The following is a 21,178-nucleotide window of genomic DNA, read 5'->3' as shown; positions in this document are numbered from 1 at the left end:
GGCGGGCGTGCCTGGGAACCCGCCAGTAGCTGGTCTCCGGTTCGGCTGCCGGCGGCGGCCCGGCCTGGTGTCCGGTCCCGGGCCGAGCTTGTTCAGGGCGACGGCGCTGCGGACCGAGGCGACGACCGGCGCGGCAGGCGGCCCGGTGGACGGCGCTGTCGTGGGGATCGTCATGGGCGGTTCCGTTTCGGTGTCGTCGCAAGGATGGGAACAAGGGTGGTGGTGTGCCGCCTCGGGCGCGGGGGTGGGCCCTTCGGCGGCACCACCGGACCGGTCCGCTAGGTGGGACCTTTCGACGGGGGGTCGTGAGCGGACCGGGCGTCGCGCCACATCGGGAACAGCAAGGGGGCCGCGACGCTGGCGAGCGGGTACGGCGGCCGTTTGGTGTAGCCGTGGCGGCGAAACAGCGTCACGCTGCGGGCTCCGGTGGCCACCAGGCATGACGGCACACGGGTGTCGTCCAGCTCCTTGAGGTGGTGGTGGAGCAGGAGGCTGCCGGTGCCGTGGCCCTGCTGGCCGGGGCGGACAGCCAGCGCCGCCAGGTAGTGGTGGGCGCGGCTGTCCGGCTGATAGGCCTGTACCGCCAGGTCCAGCGCCACAAAGTGGGGCAGGTGATCACCGACAGCCTGGGCCAGGCGGCGGTCGAGGTCCGCGATGTCGACGTACTGGTACGCGTCCAGCGCGTACCAGACGGCTACCCCAACGTCGTCCACGACGTGGACGTGGCCGTGGGTCAGGGCGTGCTCGGCGAGGATCTCGAAGTAGCGGGGGAAGATCCGTGCGCGGGTGGCGTGGTGGGGCACCAGCCAGTCGGCGAGGTCCCCGGCGTGGGATGCGGCGGCCAGGATCTCGGCCACCTGGTGCAGGTGGGCGGGCCCGGCGGTCTGGATGGTCGCTGTGGTGGTCATGCCGCGCCTTGCGGTGTGCGCCACATGGGGAAGAACGTCACGGGGCCGACCTTGATCTCGAACGGTTCGACGGGGTCGTAGCCGTGGTCCTGGTAGAGCCTGGCGTTTTCGGGGTCGGTGGCTTCGAGGTAGGCCGCCGTGCCGGCCTGATCGAGTTCGGCGTGGGTGTGAGCGATGAGGGCGCTGCCCAGTCCTTGACGCCAGCGGCCGGGCCTGACCGCCAGGAATGCCAGGTACCAGTGCTTGTCTTCCTGCGGATGGTTGCCGTTGAGCGCCTCGTCCAATGCCTGGAACCGGGGCAGGTGGTCACCGGTGATCGCGGCGAGCTGCTGCTCGTAGTCGGGCAAGGGCGGCGGCTCGACGGTCAGGTCGAACCACACCGCAGTCGCGTCAACGGAGGCGGATCCCTCACCGATGTAGAGCACCTGGCCGGCACCGCTGGCGACGTGTTCGGCGAGCATGCCGAAGTACAGGCTCATGACCGCCAGGCGTTCGGCGGGGTCGTCGCCGGCGAGGTAGCGGTTGGCGTCCATGTGGTCGAACGCTTCGGCGATGAGCCGGCCGATACCCAGTTCCCGGACCTGCCCGGCGTCCGCGGCGATCTTTACGGCCCGGGTCATCGGTGGGCCGCCGGTCCGGCCGTTGCGGCGGCCGTCGTGACACCAGGGGCGAACAGTTCGTCGAAGGCGCTGTTCTTCGCCTCGATACCCAGACCGATGTTGGCGTAGACCGCTGGCTGCTGCACCTGGAGACGCAGGCCCCACAGCACACCCAGCACAAGAAGGGCAAGCAGGACCCAGGGCACGGCGGCGGCGATGGTTTCAGAGCCGGGGCCATAGAGGGTGCCGAGGTTGGTCAGCGCGAAGTACCCGGCCATGCCGAGCGCCACCGCAGCGGCAGCGGGGGCGATGACGCGGTGCCACAGGGTCTCACCACGGCGGTCACGGGCGAAGAATGCGACGACGGCGACGGATGCCGTCGCGGACAGCAGCATGATGCCGATGGCGCCGGTAGTTCCCAGCCAGAGGAATCCCTGGGTGAGGGGATCGAGTCCGCCCAGGGCGTATCCGGTGATCACGACCGCGGCGACAGCACTCACGGTGAGCGACGCGTTGCGCGGGGCCTCGTTGATCGTCTTGCCGAAGAAGGCGGGCAGCACCCGCTCCTGGCCTAGAACGGACAGGTAGCGGGGGCCGACCAGTTGGAAGGCGAAGCTGGCCGCGAACAGGCTGGTGGAGAACAGGATCGCGTTCATGACGACGACCCAGCTGCCCAGGGTGACCGCCGCGCTGTTGGAGAACATGTCCACGCCTTCGTTTTTGGCGCGGTCGAGGATTTTGGGGCCGGCGGCGGAGACCTGCACCCAGGAGGCGATCCAGTACAGAAGGGCGGTGGTGATGAGGGTGATTTTGCTGGCCAGGGGCACGGTGCGCTCGGGGTCGCGGCTGTCGCGCAGGTAGGTCGCGGCGGCTTCGTAGCCGACGTAGCTCATGATGGCGGTGACAGCCAGGCTGCCGGCGGTGGCAGCCGTCAGTAGTGTCGGGTCCATCGCCGCAAGGGAGAGGCGGAAGCCGGGCGCGGCCGCGGCGCCCACCGTCGTGATGATCACGCCCAACGTCTCGAAAACGACGAGGCCAATGATAAAAACGGCGGCGCCTTTCAACGAGCGGATGGCCAGTGCCCCGATGATCACCACGATGGTGAGGGAGCAGGCCCACCAGGGGACGCTGAAACCGGCTACGGCGTCGAGGACGGCTGACAAGGTGAAGCCGAAACCGATGTAGGAGCCGATGGCGAAGCTGACGTATGCCGCGAGGGCGAGCCAGGCGGCCGCGACGCCGAGGGGTTTCCACAGGCCCAGCGCGATGTAGGCGTAGAAAGCGCCGGGATTCGGGATGTAGCGGCCCATGGCGAGCCAGCCGACCAGGAAGAGGTAGAGCGCCGCCGCGACGATGACCATGGCGATCGGCACCCCGATCAGACCGGTGGCGGCGATCACGGCAGGAACCACGCCGTAGATCACGGTTCCGGGGGCGATCTGGGACAGCTGATTTCCCACCACGCCGGGGACTCCGAGGCGGTTGCGGGCTACCTCGGCGGCGAGCGTGCCGACAAGGGGGACAGAAGGGGTGGACACCAGAACTCCTTGCAACAAAGGGGGGTGGGCCGGAAGAGCGCATGCTGCGTCTCCCCGGCGCTGACTCAGCGGATGACGGCCAGGTTTTTGATGGCGAGGTGGACCTGCCGCAGCAGCCTCGCCAGGTCCGGCGGGAAGTCGTCCCGTAGCTGCTGCCGTAGCGAGCGCATCTCGTCGACGGTCAGGCTCGTGCGCTCAAGGTCGAACAGACCTGCGGCGGCGAAGAGGCCGCCCAGCTTCTTGTCGTAGGCGGTCAGCCCGCGCGATGTCCGACGGTCGAAACCCGAACCGGGAACCGCCCGAGCGGCGTGCAGACCGCCGGTAATCCGGGTGATCGGCCGCCCGGAGACAACCGAGTCCTGCGGCACGATGACTTGCCGATCGCTGTGCAGCATCCGGTACTGCGTCTCGAGTCGGACCAGCCCGGCCTGGATCAGACGGTTGACGACCAGGTTCTCTGACCGGCCACCGGCCGCCCACCCCTCAAGGAGCACCCGCACCGGCACAACCGCAGGCAAAGAGGCCCCCACCGAAGGGCCTGAATGGCGCCCTACCGCCGCCGGTGGGCGCTGTGCCAGCCCGCCCCGGCCCGGGGTCTCGGCATTCGAGGGTGCCCGCGGCGCCGGGACGGGCCGACGGTGCTGTGGCCGGTCGGCGTACCCGTCGGTCCTGTACTGGCTGACACCGGCAGAGAACGACGGCGTCCCGGAAGCCTGCCGGTGTCCGGGCCCGCCCGCCGCGCCACTTTCGCGGAGGATGCTGTCGTACATCTCGCGCAGCGCTGGGTCCAGGGGACGGCCCACCAGATCCCATGCCGTGCGGGGCCGGAGGGTGACCAGATGACCTCGGCTGTCGTATCCCTCGATGGCTATGGGATCGGTCGAGCGATCCTCAAGGGGGATCACGTACAGCGAGAGGCCGTTGTCGTCGGTGGGCTCAGCTGGAGGCTGCGTGCCGAGGATTTCGGAGCCCACTCCCACCATGCCGAGGTCGACGAGTTCCACCAGGAGGGCGCCGGCCAGCGCCATACAACGCGTCTGAGGGGGCAGGGCCGCTTTTTCGCGCGCCATGGTGTCGTGCATGGCAAGCCAAAGATCACCCGCCAGTCCTTGCTGGGCCGTGACCGTATCCGTACTCAATTCCGCACATTCCCTTCCATCAGAAAACGGGCACGATGTTCCGGCAGCCGTGAGTTGTCGGGGCGTGACGACAGCTAGGCCGTACGGATTGACAGATTCGCCGCGACGGCTGAATCGCCCATCCGCGGGGTTTGTAACTTTTGCAGTAATTTAAGAGCTACGTGACTTCCGATCTAGTCCACAGTGGACTGAGCGAGAAGCCGTCACCGATCACGCGCAAGGTCTGCATGCCGCCATACGCCGTAAACCAAAGTTTGTTGGTCGGTCCTTCAGCCAGCGCTAGCGGTTGCCCGGCAGGATGAGGCCGCCGCCTGGGATCCCGCCGGACGATTCACCCGGTAGGAGGATCCGCTGGCCCCGGGTCGGCAGCAGCAGGCCAGCGCCTTCCACCTGCTGGTCGCCGTGGGTGCCCCGGCACGTCGCGCACAGGGGCCGACGCGCGTCGGCCGGCTTGTTCGTCGACGGCTTGTAGTCGTGTGGGGGGTAGACCACTGGCTCGACGACACCGGCCGTGTTCTGGTGGAAGTGGTAGCAGTTGTGCATGACCGCGTTCGGGTGGCTGCGGGCGATCTCCGCCGTGGTCAGCTCCGGGAGAGTCCCCTGTGAGATGCCGGGGCAGTCCGGGCGGTGGATCTGCGCGGCTGGGGGATAGTCGCGGAGCCCCATCACGCCACCTCCGTCGGCACCAGGCCGTTGGCCCGCATGATGGCGCGCACGGCGCCTTCCTTGGAGTGCCGGCCGAGCCAGTTGCCCCTTTCGCCGGGCACCCGCTGGTAGGCGTTGAACAGGGCGCCGTGGGTGGCGTGCATGAACCCGATGTACCGGCCGTCGATCTCTACCGAGAAGCCGCCCATCGTGCTGATCGTCAGGGTCGCCCCGGCGATCTCCTGAGTGCTGGATGGGATGCGACGCTCCATCGTCCACCTCCTTGCAGGGACGTAGTCAAGGGATCCGGCCGGAGCCAGCTCGTCAATGACAGCCCGCGCCCCACCCGGCGCAAGCTCAACTGGCACCGAGTAATACGTGCTGTCGTCGCTACGCATCGTTAGACCATGACTGACCCTGCTGTGCTTTAGAAGGCCCTTTGGAGGACGTTTAAGGGACTTAAAGCCCATCTCTCGTTCTTGAACTTGTCACCACGGCCGATATGAGTCCTCTGGTTCTATGCTTCGGAGACAAGCAAGGATGGGAGAACACGATGAGCCGCCACCCTCACGGGAACACCGCCCTCAAGGCTGCACGCCAACATGCTGGCTATTCCTCGCAACAGGCGTTCGTGGATGCGTTGAATCGAGCGGCACCTCGGATCGGGCTGAGCGAGATGGAGGTGAGCGTTCGCCAGGTTCGACGGTGGGAGTCGAATACCCCGCCGTGGCCTCGCACCGAGCACCAGCGTCTCCTCGTTCATGTTCTCCAGCTCCCGGTGGAGCGGCTCGGCTTCACGCCGCCGTGGGAGGTGCGGGAGTCCACTATTGGCCGCGGCGCCAGCGCTGCCCAAGTCGGCCATACGGTTCTGGGTTCACCACTTCCGCAGGCATCGAAGCCGGTGCAGCCAGCCACGATTGGCGCTGACTACAGCATGATCACCGCTGCCCATCGCCGGATGTATTCGACCGTGCAGCCAGATCACCTGCACCCCGCCGTCGTGGAACACACGCGGTTAGGCCTCCAGTTGCTCGCGGAGACAAGTGGGGTGCCTCGTCGGGTGGTCTCGCTCGCTTTGGCCGAGTCGCTCCTGATCGCCGGTCGGATCGAGTTCTTTGACCTTCGCCAGCCCGACGCTGCCGACGCAACTTTCGTCCACGCCTTGCAGGCTGCGGGAGAAGCCAACGACTCGCTGTTGGGTTCGGCCATCCTTGCGCACGCAGCTTTCATCCCCGGGTGGGCCAATCACCCGGCGGAGACGGCCAATCGCCTTCGTGCTGCACGAACCTATGCCCGGCGAGGATCGGCATCCGCCGAATTCGTGGCGTGGATCTATGCCGTCGAGGCCGAATGCCACACTCGCTGTGGTCAGCCTGGCGAAGCGCTTGCCGCGATCGCCAGCGCCGAAGCCGCTCTTGCATCTGAGGATGAGAGCCGTTCCCCTGAGTGGTTCACCTGGTTCTCCGGGGCCCGGCTGGTGGCTTTCAAGGGCAACATCCAGCTTCTCGCGGGGCGCTGGTCTCAAGCACGAGACTCCCTCACCGAGGCCCTCACCGGTCTGGAAGCCGGCGAAAGCAAGCAACGTGCGGTAGTCCTGGCCGACCTAGCGGCCGTGGAGGTAGCCGCCGCCAAGCCTATGGAATCGTGCAAGCGCCTTCACGAAGCCTTGGATCAACTCGCGATAACCTGGTATGCGACTGGCATGGAACGCGTCCGGAAGGTTCGCGAAGGCCTCCAACCCTGGGCCGACAGCGACGAGGTTCAATCGATTGACGACCGGCTCTACGGCTGGAGCGCGACCCTTAACGCGCTGCGAGGTTGAGCGCCTCGATCCGGTCAGGCAGTTCCGCTAGAGAGTCGATCCGCATCGTCGGCACCTGGGCTGCCTGACGGTTGTTCTTCTGAATGACCCCCCACGGCCCCCGGTGAATCAATGCCGTCTTGAAGCCCGCAGTGGTCGCGGGAAGAATGTCGTTGTCCAGTCGGTCACCCACGTAGAGGGCCTCTTCCGGTTTGCAGGGCATCGACGCCGCCACCGCGTCGAAGAAGGCGATGTCGGGCTTCGAGACGCCCCAGTCGTCAGAAGTGGCGATCATGTCGTTTGGCAGATCGAGGGCGCGGAGGATGCCACCTGCTCGTACGGTTTGATTCCCAGCGATCCCTACCCAGAGCCCCGCACTGCGAAGGGCCGACAACGTCGACCGGACATCAGGGTAAAGATCCTCTTCGTCGAACCACTCCGGTTGACCAGCAGCTGCGCGCTTCTCGCGCTCCTCCGTTAGATCAAAACCGGGTCGGAACACCTGGAATGTCTCCCGGTAGTCCAGCCCGCCCGCAATCACCGACCCGAACACCGCGGAGAAGGTATGTCGTGGCACTCCGAGCCAGTCAGCCCAAGTGCCATACTCTCGCGCCTCATTAACGAGACACTCACCGACGTCGAAGACCACCGCTTGGATCACGTCGAGCAGCCTAACCTTTGACACGGCGACCCGACGGGCCAGACCGGTCGCAAATGCCACTCCATCTTGTTGCGGATCGGTCGGCACCCTGTCCATGGGGGGTCGCCTGCGCGGCACCGTCATGGTGGCGCTTTCGTGCCGGGCCTCGTCGTCTGGCACGAGGAAGGGCGACATCGTTGTGCAGGATGGACCATCCGTCAGGGGAGTGCCGAGCGTAGGTCGCGCAGCAGCGTATGTGCGGCTGGAGAACGACGGGCAAGAGGTTCGACGTCTGCGGCGACACGGTGTAGTAGGGCGATGCTGCGGGCGGAGCTAACAGCGGGGATTCGCGTGATGGCGAGGCGGGTGGCTTTGATCGAGCGGTCGAGGTCGTCGGTGGTGGAAGTCGGCTGATTTTGTCGTAGTGCGGCGAGGTGGGCGAGGCTGAGCCAGGCGCCGTGGCGGAGGGCTGAGCGTTGTGGTGTGGCGTCGTGTGGGGTGTAGGCGCGTGTGTGTAGTAGGTGGGTTGCCTGGCGCAGTAGGTCGGCGCGTTGCCGGGGTAGGTGTTCGGCGAGTACGACGAGGCCGCGGCCGGTGATGGCGTCGAGTTCGATGTGGTCGATGTATTCGGCCCATGGCGGTCCGGGTTCATCGCCGGGGTTGTTCTGGAAGTTGAGGGTTTGTTCGCGCATGTGGTTGAAACCGGTGAGGTCGCCGGCGGCGGCGTAGGCGAGGGTGCTTCGGGTCGCGACCAGTGATCGCACGACGGGCGGTGTGTGGCGGGCGGCGTGCTGGGCGGCGTTGGCCAGTTGCAGGGCGTCGAGGGGGTGACTGCGGTCGGCGGCCTGGTTGGACATCAGGGCCAGGATGCTGGCGGTCAGTGCGGAGTTGTCGGCGGCGTGAGCGGCGCGGAGAGCGATCAGATACCAGCGTTGTGCTTGGCCGTCGTCGGCTGCGTCGAAGGCCATGAATCCGCTGGTTTGGGCGAGCTGGGCTAGGGCTGCGGCGAGACGGCGGCCAGTCGCGGCGTCGTACGAGGCGCGTCTCATGAGCCGGGCGAGGATGCTGAATTGGTCGGCGACGTAGCCACGCGCGGCACCGCCTTGCTGGTCGTCGAGCTGTTGTGCCTGGGTGACGATGCCGTCGATCATTTTCAGCAGGGGTGGAGTGACGCGTCCGGCCTCGTCGGCGGTTGACTTCAATGTGGGGGCCGGGTGTTCGAGGGCGGTCCAGGCCGGGCCGGTGATCGCGGCGCCGGTCACCGCGAGAACGGTGCGGCGGGTGGGCACGGGTTCCCCCAGGAGGCTGAGCAGGCCAGTTGAGTCCCAGGGTAGATCGCTGCCGTGATCGGCGCTCAGTGGCGCGGGCCCACGGGTCCGCGGACGGCCCCACACCTGCTCGTAGGTGACATCCGTGTTCAGGGCGCCGGCCAGGACCTGAACCACCAGGTCGGGGACCTCACCGTGCGGCAGTTCTCCGCCGCGGATCCATCGGTATGGGGTCTTTTCGTGGATGTGGCGATTGGAGCCGCTACGTGCCAGCGCCGCGTTGAGCCGTCGGGCCAGGGTTTCAGGCCGCCATCCTGCTTGGTGCAGCAACTCGTTCAGGTTGCTGTTGGCAGGTGACAGGGGTTCCTTGGCCACGATTCACGTCCTCTGGTGGAACGGCCCGATTCGACATGGCATGTCCAATGCAGACGGTAGCGGTTCGCGCGCAAGGGTGGGTGATCCGCACCAACCACACCATCAGCCATCAGTGCGCACCAAGAGCACCGGTCCTGTCTCTGCCGTTGCTGCGGGTGTGAGGCCAGGGTCGAGGGATGCGTGTGACAGGAGATTCGCGGTGATCCGCGATGTGTGGTTTTTCCAGCCGCGAACCATGGCGAAGGCGAACTACGCCAACGCTGGTGGGAAGGAGCAGACGTGGACTCCCTGGTGGGCGTGCTACCTGGCTCCGGCCGCCAGCGGGGCTGGCCTGGGCGCACATCTGATCGACGCCCGCGCCGACGACGGCTGGCGAGCCCGGGTCCAAGCGTTGGGAGCTGACGACGTGCTGGCGGTCACCGCGCTGACCGGTGCGGCCCTGCGGGATGCGCTGGAAGCCTCGGCGATCGCCCGTGACCGGGGGGCGTACGTGGTGTGGGGCGGACCGCACGCCACACTCTTCCCGGCCGAGACGCTCGCTCAATCGCCGGCGCACGCCGTGATTCCGGGCACCGGCGGTTTCCCGGGGCTGGCACTACTGCTGGGCCGGCTGACCGGGACAGCGGGGCCACCAGGCCCGGACGATCCGCGAATCCTCGTCAAGGGCGGGCACCTGGTCACCGTTCCGCGGTTTGGTGGCCACGGCACGGGTCAGACCATCATCGCCGATGACCCGGACCCGCGGTTGGACCTGATCACCGATTGGGAGCCGTACGTCAACGCGGACGAAGCCATCGATGCGCGCACCACTAGCTTCGTGACGTCGGAAGGATGCCTGCGCCGGTGCACCTTCTGCACCGAGCCGCAGACGTCCGGGCATTCCTGGTACACCCACCCGGTCGAACGGTCGGTGGAGGTCCTCGCCGAGATGGCCCGGCGGTCGCGGGCCGGCGGGATCAAACTTCACGATCCGAACTTCTTCCACGATCCGGTGCGGGCGATGGCGTTCGCGCAGAGGTTCCGCGCCCGGGTCGGATTGCGGTGGGCGTCGAGTCTGCATCCGGCGGATCTGCAGGAGATGCCCGATACGCAGTTGCGGGCGGCGGCGGATGCCGGACTGTGCAGGGTGCTGATCGGGATGGAAACCCCGGTCCCGGCGCTGATTCGCCTCTCGAACAAGAGGTACGACCCGGCTGGTATCGAGACGATGGTGCGGCGTCTGACCGCCGTCGGGATCCGGGGCATGTTCACGTTCATCGTCGGCTGGCCTGACGCCGAGCCCGGCCACTACCAGCAGACGATCGACTGCGCGTTCGCGATCAAGGACCTCGATCCACGACACCAGTGCAAGATTCACTTCCTGGAGCCGTGGCCGGGCACCCCGCTGGCGAAAATGCTGGCCCGCCGCGGCCTGCAACATCCGACGAGCCTGTCCGGGTGGGCCGACGTCGACTACTACCAGGCCCAGATCCCCGGCCTGCACAACCCCGCGTACACCGAGATCGTGCGTGACGCGAACCGGCAACTGTCCCCGTACATCGATGCGTGAGGCGGCACTCTGATGGCCCGACTCCTGTTGCCCCGGCCGGATCCGAAGCCGGCCGAGAACCTGCGGTTCCTGCGCGCGGCGGTCGCGCACCAGTGCAACCTGGCCTGTCTGTACTGCCCCAAGAAGGCAGGCATGGAGAACCATGTGCCCGCCTGTCTGCGCGGCAACCGGCTCTCGACCGCCGACTACATCCGGGCGCAGCGCGCGGTTGCCGCGTCGGGGATCGTCAACGCTGTTGCCTGGACCGGCGGGGAACCGACCCTGCGATCCGACCTGCCGGCGATCGTCGTGGCCGGCCGCCGCGACTTCGCTCGCACCGAGATGACCACTAACGGCCTGCACCTTCCGGACATGTTCGACGACCTCGCGCCGAACCTGGACCTGCTGAAAGTCTCGCTCGACGCCGCCGACCCCGTCCTTGCCCAGCAGCTCACCCAAGGCAAGCCGGAGGACTTCGGCCGGGCGCTGACGGCGATCCGGCTCGGCCTGGAGGCGGGGTTGCCCGTCGGGGTGAACGTGGTGGTGATGCGTCGCACCGTCGAGCAGATCCCCGCCATCATCGCGCTCATCGCCGACCTACACGCTGACGTCGGCCGCGGCACCGTCTACATCTCGCTGCTCGACCTGTATTACACGCCGTCGACCAGGGATTTCTGGCGGGCCGAGTTCGTGGCGATGGACACGATCACCGACCGGCTCACCGAACTGCTCGGGCCGCCGGTCGAGCAGTTCCGCAAGGGATGCGTCATCCGCTGGTTCGACTCCGCCGGCATGCAGATCCGCATCAAGGACAGTCACGAGTCCACGTTCCGCGGTGACCGGTGCACCGGCTGCCCGGTCTACTGCCAGGAGGGCTTCTACGGGCTGAAACTGTCCGTCGAGGGGTGGGTGACCCCGTGCCCGAACGGTGATGAGCGCAACGGTGTGCACCTGTCGGCGGACCTCGACGACCAGCAGATGACAGCTCGCGTCACGCCGCTGACCCGGGAACTAGCCGGGACCCGCCTGGTCGAAGGGTCGTTCGCCACGTTCCTGGACCGTAACGGTCTCGACTTGACCGGTGCACCGGCCCGGCCGCTGCTGCCGCTGACCGTCACCCCGGCAGGCCGGCAGTGAACGCCGCAGACGTGCTGAGGACTTCCCCGGCCGCGCTGCAGGCAATCCGTGGCTGTCCGGATCCCGGGCTGCCACCGGAACCGGAGTCCGAAACACTGCGCGCCGCAGTGGCCGCCCAGCTCGCGGTCGAACAGAACGCTGTGCGGGTTGGGCCCGGCAGCGCCGCGCTGCTACACGCCATGATTGCCCGGCAGGGCCCGCACGGCGGCGGGATCGTCTGCTCCGCAGGGTCATGGCCGCCGTACCGGCAGAACGCCGCGGACTACCTGCTGAACACCCGGACGATTCCGCTCGGCGACGGCTACAGGCACGACCTGACCGCGATCGCGTTGGCGTGTTCGGACCGTACCCGGCTGGTCCTGCTTGACAGCCCACACTCGGCGGCTGGCACCACCGTGCCGTTGGACGAGGTCGTCGATGTGGCCGCCCGGCTCGGCCCGGACACCGCAGTGGTGCTCGACAACGCGTACGGCGACTACCAGGACGACGACCTGACCGCCGCGATCAGCAATGCCGTCAACTCCAGGGCCCGAATCCTGGTCACCCGCACGTTCTCCAAGGCGCATCAACTGTTCGGGCTGCGGGTCGGCTACGTCGTGGCGCACCCCGACGTCATGCGTACCCACGGGCCCCTGGTAGGCCGCTACGACGTCAACAGACTCGGCCAGGTCGCCGCCGCGGCCAGCCTCACCGACCCGAGCACCGTGGCCGCCAACCGTTCGATCATCCGCCGGCGGCGCATCGCGGTGACCGACCTACTGACGGCCGCCGGCGTGACCGTCGCCCCGAGCCAAGGCCACGTGGTCCTGTTCACCGCCGCCGAGGCGTACAAGACCGCCGCGCTGCTGCGGCAAGCCCAGCTGAGCGCGAATGTCCTGACCGAACCCGGGCTCGCCGGGCACCTGAGCCTGCGTATCGACGACACCGGCCTCGATTCGCTGTGTGCCGCCTTCGCTTCCGTTCACCACCAACTCTGACCCGACCCCACCTGGAAGGACATCCCATGACCCCCATCCTCAACATCATCTACACGCGCGGGACCGTCGCCGCGCTCGCCCGGTTCGCGCCGCTGTTCACCGGCCACACCGGCTGGCGGTACCGGCTGGTCGCCAACGGCTGTACCCCGGACGAGGTCGCCCTGCTGCACCGCATCGCCGCAGTCAGCGACCGGCTGTCGGTCCATGACCTGGAATCCGGCGAGGTCGTACCGCACGGCGAGACCTTGTGCCGGCTCGCCGATACGTTCACCGGTGACGAGTTCTTCGGCATCGCCGACAGCGACATCGTGTGCACCGGCGACTTCACCGCCACGGCGACAGCGCTGCTGGACGACAACGCCGCGATCTTCGGCGGCACGCCGCTGTGGGCCCGGCCGCAGGACACCGTCCTGGCCCCCGACCGTCAGGAGGTCTGTGGTCCGCACATCCGCACCCCGGCCGGTCTGCTGTTCGGCAGCTCCTACTTCGCCGTGTACCGCCGGACCGCCCTCGACGAGGTCCAGCGACGCTGCGCCGTCACCCTCGACAAGTACACCGCGGCGAACCTCGGCGGCATCGACGGCGGCTTCCGCGGATTCCTGAAGGATCGCGACGCGTGGCGTAGCGACTACACGCCCGGAAAGCTGCTCAACACCGGCTTCGTCTACCTCGACCGGCAGACGGCGTACAACGACTTCGACGACCTGATCCACATCGGCGGATACTCCATGGCGACGTTCCAGGAGCAGGTGTCCGCCGGTCAGAAGCCCGCCGGGCCGGCGGCGATCCGGACGATGCTCGGCTTCAACGAGTACCGGGGCCACATGGACCGCAAACTCGCCGTCTGTGAGCGGACGATGCGATCGTTCGCGAGCATCGACGAGACCGGTGAGCCGTGGCGCGGAGGCCAGCGACTGCCCGATGAGCTGGAGGACCAGATCCGCGTGGTCGAGGACCTCTACGCCCGTCAGGCCCATCTGGTGGCAGCCTGACCGGTCGGCAGGCCACTGCGAGTACTTGCGCCGTCTGACGCCTGTGATGGCCGTGCCGGGTCATCGCAGGCGTCAGATACTGCGTCAGCTGGCAGCCCTCACAACATGTCGGCTCCACCCGTTAGACGTCCCGGAGGGCACCAGTGAGTATCGCAACCCCGACCGTCAACATCATCTATACGCGCGGAACCGTGAATGCTCTCGGCCGGTTCGCGCCGATGTTCACCGAGCACACCTACTGGCGGTACCGGCTGGTCGTCAACGGCTGCTCGACAGCCGAGGCCGCGCTGCTGCAACGGATCGCCGACACCAGCGACCGGCTGTCAGTCCACGACCTGCAATCCGTCGACGTCATCCCTCACGGCAAGGCCCTGTGTCTGCTGGCCGACACCTTCACCGACGAGCCCTACTTCGCGTTCATGGACAGTGACATCGTCGTCACCGCCGACTTCACTCCGATGGTCATGTCCCTCCTGACGCAGGGGGAGGCCGTGTTCAGCGGCATCCCGCTCTGGGCGACCCGCGCGGACACCATGATCACGGAGGCACACCGACGCGCCGCAGGCCACCACACATACAACAAATACGGCCTAACGCTCGGCTGCTCATACTTCGGAATCTACCTACGGCAGGCGTTCGACCACGTCAGCCGCCGATGCCGGGCCACCCCGGACAGATACACCCGGGCGATGCTCGACACCCTCGCCCCCGACTTCCGTGACTACCTACGGCAGAACCTGCTGCTCTTCGACGAATACACCCCCACGAAGGTCCTCACCCTAGGGCTGGAGTTCTGCAACTGGCCTGCCATCCATGTCGATCTGGACGGAATGCACCATATCGGTGGATTCTCCACCGCCGTCTACCAGCGGCAGATGGCCGCCGGGCAAGCCACCGAGGATCCGGCGACCGTCGCACAGATTCTCGACCTCTGCGATGACCCCGATGTCACCCGACGTAAGGACGAGGTCGGTGAACGGATCACCCGATCGTTCGCCGACCTCGACGCCACCGGCCGTCCCTGGCGCACACGCCGGTTCCCCGATCCCGCCGAGGACCAGCTCCGCATGATCGAGGACCTGTACCTGCGCCAGGCCCGCCACGTCATTCCCTGACCCGCTCGCGACCGACGGAAAGGCACTCTCGATCATGGCCCTGCAGACAGCTGCCTCCATCTGGGACGGCAGTGCCACCGACTACAGCAGACACACCAGTCGGTATCCCACCCACGCCCGCATCGGCATCGCCCTGACCGCCGTCGCGCCTGCCGACCCGCGCCGCGTCCTGGACTACGGATGCGGGCCCGGAAACTCCACCCGGCTGTTCCGGCGCATGTATCCCCACGCGGCGATCAGCGGCGTCGACTCCTCGCCAGCGATGATCGCCGAGGCCCGTGCCGCCACGGCCCAGGAGGCCGCGATTGACTATCACCGAGCGGACCTGGCCGCCGCCGACCCGCCGGCCGCCCTGACCAGCCGCCTGTTCGACCTGATCGTGTGCGCGAACTCGCTGTTCCACGTCGCCGACAAAGCCGCCCTGCTCACCCGGATTCAGGCCGTGGCCGCCGACGACGTCACGATCGTGTTCAGCCTGTACGACACCGTCTTCGTCCCTACCGATCCGGTCGTGTGGCCGCTGCGTGTCGAACCCGGCGACACCCTCATGGACTTGCTGATCGGCCGGCTCTGCGACCGAGGCCATCCCATCGAGGCCCGGCAGGAAGACCGGGAGGTCCTCACGGAGAAGGCCCTGACCGCCTTGTTCGGCGACGCCGGGTTCACCGTGCGCTGCGGCGACATTCTGCGGCTGCGGCGTACCCCGGCGGAACGGCTGTCGTTCTTCAGCGTGCCGGCGACCGCCGCCGAGGTATTCCCTGGTATTCCCGTCAAAGACGTGCAGGCTGCCGCCGACGACGTCAGCCGCGAAGCGGCCGGCCTACCCGAGCAGGAACGGTGCGTCTACGTCTTCACGGCCACCCGGAGTTGACCATGATCCAGATGACCCGTCAGGTCGAGGGAAACCACCCGGACGTGACCGCCGCCGGTTCGCCGGGCGGCGAACCGATCCGTAGAGTAGCGCCAGTGGCAGCCAGTGACCGCCCTAGAGAGGCGTGCGGCGTCTTCGGCGTCCGTGACCCGCAGCAATCCGCGTCCCACCTGACCTATCTCGGCCTTTTCACACTGCAACACCGCGGCCAGGAATCCGCTGGCATCGCCGTCAGCGATGGCACCAAGATCCTGGTTGACAAAGATATGGGGTTGGTCGCCAGCATCTTCAACGACCATCGTCTCCAAGCCCTGCCCGGCAACATGGCGATCGGGCACACCCGCTACGCCACCACCGGCGCCAGCGCCTGGGACGGCGCCCAGCCCGTGTCCCGCGGCGCAGGCGGCGTCTACTTCGCCCTCGGGCACAACGGTAACCTCGTCAACACCGAAGAACTCGCCGCCCGCTACCCCGCCGAAGTCTTCGGCAGCGACAGCGACGTCGTCGCGACCATGCTGGCCGCCGATCTCACCACGCGCAGTCACGGCAGCCTGGTCGATGCCGTCACCGCTGTACTCCCCCAGCTGCAAGGCGCCTTCTCCCTGGTGATCATGGACGAGACCCGGCTGATCGGCGCTCGCGACCCGCACGGCTTCCGGCCGCTGTTCCTCGGCCGCCTCGAAACCGGCGGCTGGGTACTGGCCTCCGAAACCCCGGCACTGTTCGTCGTCGGCGCCACCGTCGAACGTGAAATCTCGCCGGGTGAGATCGTCGTCATCGACGACGACGGCGTGCACAGCCACCGCTTCGCTGACGTCCAGAAACGTCGGCTGTGCACGTTCGAGTTCGTCTACGTCTCTCGGCCCGATGGTGTCCTCGCCGGCACCAGCGTGGACGCCGCCCGCCGCCGGGCAGGTATCGCCCTTGCCCGCCAGGCACCGGTCGAGGCCGACCTGGTCGTGCCGATCCCCGAATCGTCGATCTCCGGCGCACTCGGCTACGCCACCGAGTCCGGCATCCCGTACGGGCTGGCACTGATCAAGAGCCCGTACATCGGGCGGTCGTTCATCGCTCCCACCCAGGCCCGCCGCGACACCGCGTTGCGGCTGAAATTCGGTCCGATCGTCGAGAACATCGCCGGCCGCCGTCTCGTGGTCGTCGAAGACTCCCTCATCCGGGCCAGCACGTTCCGTAAAACCGTTCGTATGCTCCGCGACGCCGGCGCGACTGAGCTGCACCTCCGGGTGCTGTCGCCGCCCTATCGATGGCCGTGCTACTACGGTATGGACACCGGCGACCGCACCACCCTCATCGCCGCCACCAAAACCATCGAGCAGATCCGCATAGACCTCGACGTCGACTCGCTGGTCTACCTCGACCTCGACCGCCTGGTCGAAGCGATCAACCCACAGCCGGCCGGACTCTGTACCGCCTGCATGACCGGCGACTACCCCGTCCCCGTCCCGACAGCATCTCGCCGTCCATGACCGTCCGTGTGCCCGGACTGTCCGCGGCCGGGCACACGCGATCCCTCCCGGACGGCAAGTACAGCTTTTCCGTGCCTCGGCGACGGTCACCACCACAACCAGGCCGCAGTGCCTGACGGTGATCGAAAGGCGCAACCAAACTCTTATCTGATCCCGTGCTATCGGCTCGCTGAATTCAGCAGCTTCGGCATCATCTGGGAAGCGCTCGCTGCCGGTCTCTGCATTGGCGGCGATTGCGACACCTCATTCAGGGAGAAACGATATAGCTAGGCCGAACTTCTGTGATCATGTACCTATGATCGATTGGTTGGTGGATCCGCTCACCGGCACGAAGGTACTGCTGCGAGCACCTGCGCTGGGTGACGAGCCGGCGCTGATCGAGATGGCGACGGATCCTCGTGTCTGCCGCTACTTGAAGGGGCCTGTCGAGCCCAGCGTTGCCAGGGATTACGCCAGCCGCAGGATCGAGGCTCCGGGCTGGGGAACGTTCGTTGTCGTTGCCCTGGACACCCGGGAGGTAGCCGGGCAAGGAAGTATCGAGCGCAAGCGCGGGCCGTGGGAGGTGTCTTACAAGTTTCGGTATTCGTACTGGGGGCGAGGGCTGGCCAGTGAAGCAGTGGACCTGATTCGAGGCTGGTTCTTCGAGCACACCGGTGAGGACCTACTGATTGCCACGACGCAGAAAGCGAACCTGCGCTCCCGTAGGCTCCTGTCGCGAGTAGGCGCGACATTCACCGGGACCTTCACGCAATACGGGTTGCCGCAAGAGCGTTACGAATTTAAGCGTACAAGTGCCCGCGATGACTAGGTAGCGCAATCCAACGCCTATACGATTAACCCGTGCGCCAATACGCGAAGGAAGTCTTATCTCTTTCCTACGGGCTAAATAATCCACACCTAACACCGGTTCCTGGTGGCCTCTCGACCGTGAACTTCACTGTCGATAACGGCGGCACCGATCGCCTATTTATCAAGATCTACCCGCCTGGCTTAGACCTTGCCGACGAACGGGCAGCAATCAGCATCGCCCGCTTCGTGCACGAGGGCGGGATACCCACCGCAGAAGCGATACCCGACAGATCCGGAGAGTTCCTGCATATCGGGCGTGGCCCTGCTGTCTCCGTGTGGTCTTTCGTCGAAGGCCACAACGGCGCGAACGTGACACTCGACGGGAACACACTAGAAGGCGCGGGCACGCTTCTCGGTCGCGCGCACCGACGGCTGGCAGACTGGCCAGGCCCGGTCAGCCACTCAGGTGGCAGATGGTGTGACCTCCCGCGTCTTCGGGATGCGATGACGGACATGAAGATCCGCCTTCACGGCGCGGGGCATTTGAGTGGCGCACTGCGAAGCCGTGCTAACGAGGTTCTGAACTGGCGCGAGCAGCGACTTAATTTAGTCGCCGAGACGCTCCGGAACATGCCTGTCCCGGCGATACAAGTTCTGCATGGCGACTGCACCGAACGCAATGTCATCTTCCGCTCCAGGATCGGCCCGGCGCTCATTGACTTTCGGGCGCCCTATCGATGGCCGATCTGGTGGGAGTTGGCGCGTATCGGCTGCGCCGTTCCTGCAATTCTCTCCGGAGACGCGCACATCGACGCTCTGGCTCAGTTCCTTATTGCCTACCGCGAATCAAATGATGAGATTCCTGTGGCCGACCTGATGGCGGTCGCGCAAGCCGCCCGATGCTATACCACCGCTTCGGTGACACCATTTCAGGATTTGGTCGCACCGGGACCAGTGATGTCGATGCCGACTCTGACGGATTACATCGAGCAACGCCATGCGGCAGTGTCCGCACTATGGAACCGGGCTGATGCCTACGACGAGAAGCTGCGGGAGGCACTGCGATGAGACAAACGTTGATGCCGAAGAAGCAATGCCCGAATTTGCTATAACGTTGGGAATTGTGGTTGAGGGTGCCGCAGGTGCGTTGCGTCGCAGCGGGACGATGGCGACGTGAAAAGGTGTCAATCGTGGAGAGCCGCAAGACCAAGCTCGACGAGCTGACCGACATCATCGGCTACGAGCGCCACCGTCAACGTCTAGATCGCGAGCCCATGAACGTCGAGCATCTATCCGGCGGGCCAGGCGGTGCTTTAACTCCTCGGGGGAACCGTCGATACCAACGCCGCGGGCGGCTACTGGCCGCACGGAGTGTGCGAGCACGTCACTGGGCGGCACCTGAGCGTATTCCGGCCCCACGCCTGACAACTGCTGTAGTGGTCGTACCAGTCGACCAGCCACACGTACCCGCCGACACCGGGGAAGCGCCGTCCCGTACCGGGAAACTGTCGCCGAGCCGATGTGGTGGTGGCCCGACGCTGTGGGAATCATCGCGGCGGAGGGCTTGGCGGTGAAGGAATGACGCTCAGATGTGGAATCTGCGATCGCCTACGTATGGGTTTGCACCCCCTTCTTCATGGCCCGACTCGCTGTGCTCGTTGCGCGGTCGCGCGGCGTGCGGGGCGAGGACGTACGGTGCCAAGGATGTGAGCCGCCTCCTCGTGGTCGTACAGGGGAGCTCGGGTCGCGACATCACAGGCAGTGGCGAAGCCCGCAAGTCTTGTCCTGACGGTGTGCTTGGACAGGCCGCGGGCGTCGATGACGGCGGCTGCCTCCTGGTCGATGAGAAAGTCGTTGCCGTGCCAGCGTCCGATCATCGAAGTCCTCGGGTCTCGGTCGGATCTGCGTTGAGGTCGTGGTGGATCGGTTACAGCGTTCTGCCAGCGGCTTCGCAGCCGTTCTCGCAGCGGGCAGAGGCTGGCTGCCAGGTACGCGTCTTGTCGCGGGGATCTGTGACTTCGCGCCAGCGGACGGTGACCTGGACCGAGCATGTGGGGCAGCGCGGGTAGGGCAGTCCGTCTATTTCGTCGGCGGTGTATCGGCGGTGCCGGTCGATGGGCCAGACTCGGCGGATTTCGCGGGCGGTGCGGATCGCCGCAGGCCCGCGTACCTCCCACACGCTGTGGCAGCGCGGGCAGGGGACCTGTGCCCAGCCGGGTTCATGCCGGAGTTCGGCGCCGCAGGGTCTGCGGGACACGGCTGGTGGCTCATCGTGGCCGGTGGGGTGTTCCTCGAGGAGGAACGCCGGACAGCGGCCGATTCGTGTCTGGGCCGGCTCTTCACCGAGGGCACGGGCCAGTTCGGCGGTGACCGCGCCGAGTTCGGCGGCGAACTCGGCGATACCGAGGTCACGGTCGCAGGCGGTGTCCAACCAGGTGAGCAGATACTTCACGTCCCAGGTGACGGACTGGGACGTGGCCGGCGTGCCGAAGCGGTGCTGTATGTCGGCCGCCAGCGGATCGATCGGTTCGACGGGCGGCGGGGGCTGTTGGGGGCGGTGCAGGCTGGCCTGGATTGTTCGGAGCAGGCAGAAGGTGTGTTGGCCGGCCGGAGTGTGTAACAGGTGCAGGGCCGCCTGAACTTGTTCCCGCCGAGTGAGTGGGCGAGAGCGTGGACGTCGGGGTGCCGGCCAGATGGTGACCGGCGGGTGTTTGCCGCCGAGTCGGGCGGTGATGGCCTTGGACGTTCGGGCGGGAACGCGGTGGCCGAGCTGGGCGCGCCAGGCGCGGACGGTCATGTCCAGCCATTCCCGTGGCGGGATGGAGCCGATCTGGTCGTCGTCGGGAACCAGGACCGGTTTGCCGTCGGCGTCGTAAACGGGCTCGCTGAACCATTGTGGGATGCGTCGCTGTTCGGTGATCGTTTCGCCGCGGACGACGGTCTGCACGTGGATGGTGGTGGTGACCGACCATCGGCGGATCAAGGGGTGCATTGGGCTGGTGACTTGCTCGCTGCCGGCCGCCAGCAGCGACAGTGCGTCGAGCCGTACCGGGAGGGGGGCTTCGACGCGGGAGGTGGCGACGCGGGGACTGTCCATGTCGGTTCCCGGCATGATTTGCAGTGCGAGGGCTACGAGTTTCCGGGGGATGTCGGATAGTTGTTTCGCGAGTAGATGACGGTCGTCGGCGCATACCGTTTCTGCGTTGCGGTAGTGGCATACCAAGCACGGCTGGGACACGAAGGCCCTCCGGTTCGGTTGGACTATTCAGTTGTGAATGAGGACTGGGGTGTGCTGGATCGTCAGGGACCCTTTGGGGCAGTACGGGGAAGTCGGAAGCCCGTTGCGGGCGGCGAAGAAGAGGGTTCCGG

General features: G+C 66.7%; 19 protein-coding genes. 10 read left to right on the top strand and 9 right to left on the bottom strand.

All coding sequences use genetic code 11. From position 1 onward, the window contains the following. Nucleotides 1–278 precede the first annotated feature (278 nt). The 6 genes from BLU81_RS34520 to BLU81_RS34490 form a co-directional block, all read right to left on the bottom strand. Nucleotides 279–908, bottom strand: a complete 630-nt coding sequence (locus tag BLU81_RS34520) for a GNAT family N-acetyltransferase (RefSeq protein WP_092550924.1) — start codon at nt 906–908, stop codon at nt 279–281. Further along, the gene (locus tag BLU81_RS34515) at nt 905–1,528 is read right to left on the bottom strand and encodes a GNAT family N-acetyltransferase (RefSeq protein ID WP_092550921.1); all 624 of its coding nucleotides are present in this window, start codon (nt 1,526–1,528) and stop codon (nt 905–907) included. The genes BLU81_RS34520 and BLU81_RS34515 overlap by 4 nt, the downstream gene beginning before the upstream one ends. Continuing rightward, complete coding sequence (locus tag BLU81_RS34510) at nt 1,525–3,045, bottom strand: APC family permease (RefSeq protein WP_157751915.1); 1,521 nt, start codon at nt 3,043–3,045, stop codon at nt 1,525–1,527. The genes BLU81_RS34515 and BLU81_RS34510 overlap by 4 nt, the downstream gene beginning before the upstream one ends. A 65-nt stretch (nt 3,046–3,110) precedes the next feature. Further along, a complete protein-coding gene (locus BLU81_RS48775) occupies nt 3,111–4,184 on the bottom strand; it encodes a hypothetical protein (protein ID WP_157751914.1) in 1,074 nt (357 codons plus the stop codon). Between the two features lie 279 nt (nt 4,185–4,463). Next, on the bottom strand, nt 4,464–4,853 hold the full coding sequence (locus BLU81_RS34495) for a hypothetical protein (protein WP_157751913.1): 390 nt from the start codon (nt 4,851–4,853) through the stop codon (nt 4,464–4,466). Continuing rightward, nucleotides 4,850–5,101, bottom strand: coding sequence for a hypothetical protein (locus BLU81_RS34490; RefSeq protein WP_092550905.1), 252 nt, complete (start codon nt 5,099–5,101; stop codon nt 4,850–4,852). Before BLU81_RS34490 ends, BLU81_RS34495 begins: the two co-directional genes overlap by 4 nt. 281 nt (nt 5,102–5,382) lie before the next feature. Here BLU81_RS34490 and BLU81_RS34485 point away from each other — a divergent pair, with 281 nt between their 5' ends. Continuing rightward, nucleotides 5,383–6,651, top strand: coding sequence for a hypothetical protein (locus tag BLU81_RS34485; protein ID WP_092550902.1), 1,269 nt, complete (start codon nt 5,383–5,385; stop codon nt 6,649–6,651). On the opposite strand, the gene BLU81_RS34480 is transcribed toward BLU81_RS34485, so the two are convergent. Beyond that, the gene (locus tag BLU81_RS34480; RefSeq protein WP_231954858.1) at nt 6,632–7,291 is read right to left on the bottom strand and encodes an HAD family hydrolase; all 660 of its coding nucleotides are present in this window, start codon (nt 7,289–7,291) and stop codon (nt 6,632–6,634) included. The two genes, BLU81_RS34485 and BLU81_RS34480, sit on opposite strands and share 20 nt — an antisense overlap. 197 nt (nt 7,292–7,488) lie before the next feature. Next, on the bottom strand, nt 7,489–8,913 hold the full coding sequence (locus BLU81_RS34475; RefSeq protein ID WP_231953641.1) for a hypothetical protein: 1,425 nt from the start codon (nt 8,911–8,913) through the stop codon (nt 7,489–7,491). A gap of 199 nt (nt 8,914–9,112) precedes the next feature. On the opposite strand from BLU81_RS34475, the gene BLU81_RS34470 reads away from it, so the two are divergent. The 9 genes from BLU81_RS34470 (at nt 9,113) to BLU81_RS34430 (ending at nt 18,877) form a co-directional block, all read left to right on the top strand. After that, nucleotides 9,113–10,462 carry a B12-binding domain-containing radical SAM protein gene (locus BLU81_RS34470; RefSeq protein WP_172890673.1) on the top strand — a complete coding sequence of 450 codons (1,350 nt, stop codon included), beginning with the start codon at nt 9,113–9,115 and terminating at the stop codon, nt 10,460–10,462. A 12-nt stretch (nt 10,463–10,474) separates the two neighbouring features. After that, nucleotides 10,475–11,578 (top strand): radical SAM protein, encoded by a 1,104-nt coding sequence (locus BLU81_RS34465; RefSeq protein WP_092550896.1) that lies wholly within the window; start codon nt 10,475–10,477, stop codon nt 11,576–11,578. Nucleotides 11,579–11,589: 11 nt separating this feature from the next. Then, nucleotides 11,590–12,555, top strand: a complete 966-nt coding sequence (locus tag BLU81_RS34460) for an aminotransferase class I/II-fold pyridoxal phosphate-dependent enzyme (RefSeq protein ID WP_157751912.1) — start codon at nt 11,590–11,592, stop codon at nt 12,553–12,555. Between the two features lie 26 nt (nt 12,556–12,581). Further along, nucleotides 12,582–13,547, top strand: coding sequence for a hypothetical protein (locus BLU81_RS34455; RefSeq protein WP_092550889.1), 966 nt, complete (start codon nt 12,582–12,584; stop codon nt 13,545–13,547). 143 nt (nt 13,548–13,690) lie between these two features. Then, nucleotides 13,691–14,662, top strand: a complete 972-nt coding sequence (locus tag BLU81_RS34450) for a hypothetical protein (RefSeq protein WP_092550886.1) — start codon at nt 13,691–13,693, stop codon at nt 14,660–14,662. Between the two features lie 34 nt (nt 14,663–14,696). Then, a complete protein-coding gene (locus BLU81_RS34445) occupies nt 14,697–15,533 on the top strand; it encodes a methyltransferase domain-containing protein (RefSeq protein ID WP_092550883.1) in 837 nt (278 codons plus the stop codon). A gap of 2 nt (nt 15,534–15,535) precedes the next feature. Further along, nucleotides 15,536–17,020: an amidophosphoribosyltransferase gene (gene purF, locus BLU81_RS34440; RefSeq protein WP_331717489.1), complete on the top strand. Its 1,485-nt coding sequence runs from the start codon at nt 15,536–15,538 to the stop codon at nt 17,018–17,020. 295 nt (nt 17,021–17,315) lie between these two features. After that, nucleotides 17,316–17,828 carry a GNAT family N-acetyltransferase gene (locus tag BLU81_RS34435; protein WP_092550880.1) on the top strand — a complete coding sequence of 171 codons (513 nt, stop codon included), beginning with the start codon at nt 17,316–17,318 and terminating at the stop codon, nt 17,826–17,828. A 32-nt stretch (nt 17,829–17,860) separates the two neighbouring features. Beyond that, nucleotides 17,861–18,877 (top strand): phosphotransferase enzyme family protein, encoded by a 1,017-nt coding sequence (locus BLU81_RS34430; protein ID WP_092550877.1) that lies wholly within the window; start codon nt 17,861–17,863, stop codon nt 18,875–18,877. An 859-nt stretch (nt 18,878–19,736) separates the two neighbouring features. On the opposite strand, the gene BLU81_RS34425 is transcribed toward BLU81_RS34430, so the two are convergent. After that, on the bottom strand, nt 19,737–20,906 hold the full coding sequence (locus BLU81_RS34425) for a hypothetical protein (RefSeq protein ID WP_092550874.1): 1,170 nt from the start codon (nt 20,904–20,906) through the stop codon (nt 19,737–19,739). Between the last annotated feature and the right edge of the window lie 272 nt (nt 20,907–21,178).

Source organism: Actinoplanes derwentensis, from assembly GCF_900104725.1.
In the GTDB taxonomy this organism is placed as follows: Bacteria; Actinomycetota; Actinomycetes; order Mycobacteriales; family Micromonosporaceae; genus Actinoplanes; species Actinoplanes derwentensis.
Note: the sequence above shows the minus strand (reverse complement) of the source record. Positions and strands in the feature narration are given on the sequence as shown.